Origin of the sequence: Oligella ureolytica DSM 18253 (assembly GCF_000373745.1) — a bacterium.
Taxonomy (GTDB): Bacteria; Pseudomonadota; Gammaproteobacteria; order Burkholderiales; family Burkholderiaceae_B; genus Oligella; species Oligella ureolytica.
In genome coordinates this window covers 1-2,625 of sequence record NZ_KB892354.1, presented here as the reverse complement: position 1 = coordinate 2,625, position 2,625 = coordinate 1, and the positions used below count along the sequence as shown (strand labels likewise).

At 36.8% G+C, this 2,625-nt stretch carries 4 protein-coding genes, 1 tRNA gene and 1 rRNA gene; 4 read left to right on the top strand and 2 right to left on the bottom strand.

Annotation, left to right across the window (positions count from 1 at the left end):
* The first annotated feature begins 153 nt into the window (after positions 1-153).
* The 4 genes from B092_RS0112420 to B092_RS15260 all read left to right on the top strand — a co-directional run bounded on the left by B092_RS0112420 (position 154) and on the right by B092_RS15260 (position 2,424).
* The gene (locus tag B092_RS0112420) at positions 154-336 is read left to right on the top strand and encodes a hypothetical protein (protein WP_018575550.1); all 183 of its coding nucleotides are present in this window, start codon (positions 154-156) and stop codon (positions 334-336) included.
* 75 nt (positions 337-411) lie between these two features.
* On the top strand, positions 412-621 hold the full coding sequence (locus tag B092_RS0112415) for a hypothetical protein (protein WP_018575549.1): 210 nt from the start codon (positions 412-414) through the stop codon (positions 619-621).
* Positions 622-701: 80 nt separating this feature from the next.
* Positions 702-863 carry a hypothetical protein gene (locus B092_RS15550; protein WP_018575548.1) on the top strand — a complete coding sequence of 54 codons (162 nt, stop codon included), beginning with the start codon at positions 702-704 and terminating at the stop codon, positions 861-863.
* Positions 838-2,424, top strand: a complete 1,587-nt coding sequence (locus tag B092_RS15260) for a recombinase family protein (protein WP_115148604.1) — start codon at positions 838-840, stop codon at positions 2,422-2,424. Before B092_RS15550 ends, B092_RS15260 begins: the two co-directional genes overlap by 26 nt.
* Here the strand turns inward: B092_RS15260 and B092_RS0112400 are convergent.
* A tRNA-Met gene (locus B092_RS0112400) sits at positions 2,381-2,457 on the bottom strand. The two genes, B092_RS15260 and B092_RS0112400, sit on opposite strands and share 44 nt — an antisense overlap.
* A 79-nt stretch (positions 2,458-2,536) precedes the next feature.
* Positions 2,537-2,625, bottom strand: a 5S ribosomal RNA gene (rrf, locus tag B092_RS14810); the annotation flags it as partial.

Sequence of the window (2,625 nt, the reverse complement as noted above, 5' to 3'; positions counted from 1 at the left end):
GCAAAAAAGAAGCACTGGAAACTCAACAGAACGGGCAGTAAAAAACCGGCCAAGTTAATTGACGCAAAACCGGACAAAGTAGTTGACGTTCTATAAAAACTAGAAGTTGATTCAAAAAACTTGGAAGAACTAGAGGAAATAAGGAAACAACTTATGTTCAACAAACCTGACTACTCGCATATCGCTAAAGAATCTAAAGTAGCTATAAAAACAACATCTGAAGAGGCAGCAGCTATTTTTTACGCTTATGACAGAGGTTTTGATGCGTTGGATGATGAGTCCAAAAGACAGCTTGATGTTGTGATTGGAAAGCTTAAATATGAGCTTTGGTCATAACAAAGGAATAATAAATGCAGCTTTTAATCGATGTTTTAAAAATAATGTTAATTAAATATTTAAAAGGAAATAAATATGTTACGTAAAATTATTGAGACTTCAATTAATGAAGCTAATCAAGATAAAAGACAGGCAGCAATTAATATCTGCTTAAAACTGCACTCTCTCGGATACTTAAAAAAAGAAGCTTTTGATAGTGACGACTATATAAAGAGCTTCTTTAAAGAGACCGAACCATTAGGCATTACTAGTATGCCGACTGGTGTATCACTTATAGAAGAATAACATTCAAAATAATATATAACGAACTACTTATTTTGACCGCCTAATTTGGCGGTTTTTTTATTTCCTTTGGGAGAAATAAGATGAAACTCGCAAAAAGGCCAATTACAAATAATTTTAATACTATGATTAATCCTAATATTGATAATTTAATTAAGTTACTTGCAAAATCATATGCAGAGCAATGGATAGAAGATAAGAAATTGAAGGATAAAAAGAATGTTAAGAGTCTGTCTTTACGCTAGGTTTAGCACTGACAAACAAAATGAGGCATCAGTTGATGACCAATTTAGAATATGTAGAGTAAGAATTGAGCATCAAGACTGGCTTGAAGTGGCATCTTATTATGACATGGCTATTTCTGGCAGCACCAAAGTAAATGATAGACCCGGTGGCAGAAGCATGTTAGCTGAAGGTATGGCTGGAAACTATGATGTTTTGATGCTAGAAGGACTTGATAGGCTCTCAAGAGACCAAGTTGAGCAAGAGCGGATAGTAAGAAGGTTAGAGTATAGGGGTGTCAGAATTGTTGGCGTGGCGGATGGCTATGACTCTACCCTTTCAGCTCGTAAAGTACTCAGAGGTGTAAGAGGCTTAATCAATGAAATTTATCTTGATGACTTACGTCACAAAACTCATCGAGGACAAGCCGGCCAAGTAGAAAGAGGTTATATACCCGGGGGTAAATCATATGGATATGACATAATCAAAACTGAAGGTGGCAGTCGCTACACAATTAATGAAGAACAAGCAAATTGGGTACGTTATATTTTTAAAGAATATGCAGAAGGTTTAAGCGTTCAAAAGATTGCGCATCAGTTAAATAAGCTTAATGTTGCCTCACCACGTAACACAACATGGGCAGTATCTGCAATCTACGGTAGTCCAGTTAAAGGCTCAGGGATACTTAACAATAGACTGTATATCGGTGAAATGGTTTGGAATAGATCCAAGTGGTTGAAAAATCCAGATACAGGAAAAAGACAACGGATTGAAAGACCCAAAGAAGAGTGGAAAATAATTCCAGTTCCCGAACTTCGAATTGTCGAAAAGGAAATATGGGATAAGGTTAGAAAACGAATCGACTCAGGAAGAGATAAAAATGGCAGAAAAAGATATGGTCGCAGAGGCGTATCTTTATTTGGTGGTTATTTATCTTGTCCAAATTGCAGTGGAAAATTGATTGTTGTAAATGCGGTAAGCTACGGCTGTCAACGCTCGAAAGACCGGGGTAAAACTGTTTGCCCGGGGTTTTTAGTAAATAGAAAGGTTTTAGAAAAAAAACTTCTAAATACATTAAGAAAAGAGCTGTTAACTGATAAAGCGGCCGTTCAATTTGAAAAGCACTTTAAAAATGAAGTTGAAAGCCTGTTGAGTAACAAAGAATCTGATACAAAGCACCAACAAGATAGACTAGAAGAAATTGAAGCTTCAATAGAAAAAATAATTGATGCTATTAGCAAAGTTGGTATCAGTGATTCTCTTGCTGAAAAGCTAAGAACTTTAGAGTTAGAAAAAAAGACACTGACTTCAAAGCTCAATCAGAAACCATTAGTTGAAATTAAAACACCTAACGTCAAAAAAGCGTTTCACGAAACAGTTGATAAGTTGGATGAGTCAATTGGTAAAGAGCCAGAAAAGGCTAGAGAAATTCTTCAAGACATCTTTGGTACAATTCAAATTGAACAAAGAGGTAAAGAAGTATGGGCTAAAATAAATATGGCTCAATCGCTATCATTTGCAATTGAGCCATATCTAAAGGTGGTTGCGGAGGCAGGATTTGAACCTACGACCTTCGGGTTATGAGCCCGACGAGCTGCCAGACTGCTCCACTCCGCGTCAGAGTATGTATATAATAACCGATTTGTCATATTTTAGCAAGTTTGGCGACTTACTAAATCGATTATTAGAATAATTTGCCTGACGATGACCTACTTTCACGGGAGCGAATCCAACTATCATCGGCGCGAAGGCGTTTCACTGTCCTGTTCGGGATGGGAAGGAGTG

What these genes read in the sequence shown, in the direction of transcription:
- B092_RS0112420 (WP_018575550.1), top strand. Translation starts at nt 154, where the DNA reads ATGTTCAACAAACCTGACTACTCGCATATCGCTAAAGAATCTAAAGTA.
- B092_RS0112415 (WP_018575549.1), top strand. Translation starts at nt 412, where the DNA reads ATGTTACGTAAAATTATTGAGACTTCAATTAATGAAGCTAATCAAGAT.
- B092_RS15550 (WP_018575548.1), top strand. Translation starts at nt 702, where the DNA reads ATGAAACTCGCAAAAAGGCCAATTACAAATAATTTTAATACTATGATT.
- B092_RS15260 (WP_115148604.1), top strand. Translation starts at nt 838, where the DNA reads ATGTTAAGAGTCTGTCTTTACGCTAGGTTTAGCACTGACAAACAAAAT.